This window comes from Pseudomonas sp. SIMBA_067 (assembly GCF_046534675.1).
GTDB lineage: Bacteria > Pseudomonadota > Gammaproteobacteria > Pseudomonadales > Pseudomonadaceae > Aquipseudomonas > Aquipseudomonas putida.
On record NZ_JAWRYH010000868.1, the window covers coordinates 1 to 254 of the forward strand.

Annotated in this window: 1 protein-coding gene; it reads left to right on the top strand. The window is 41.7% G+C overall.

Features of this window, described 5'->3' with window-relative positions:
* Positions 1–98 precede the first annotated feature (98 nt).
* Complete coding sequence (gene ysdE / locus SB765_RS31690) at positions 99–173, top strand: protein YsdE (protein ID WP_211180519.1); 75 nt, start codon at positions 99–101, stop codon at positions 171–173.
* Positions 174–254 lie beyond the last annotated feature (81 nt).

The following is a 254-nucleotide window of genomic DNA, read 5'->3' on the forward strand; positions in this document are numbered from 1 at the left end:
TTTCTTTGCCTTTTCATTATCACGGATGCTTTTATAAAAATAATTAGAATAAGTCACTACGCATTCCCATAAATGCGGGAGAGGAATCTATCACATTGATGAATGTTAGCCAGATATACGCCAGGAATGGGGAATTGTTTAGCGGCAGAATATGTAAACAAAAGCGGCAATAAATGTTGCCGGGAGAGATGGTAGGGCGGATAAGATGCGTCAGCATCGCATCCGACACCAACCCGCACGCTAAATATAAAAGG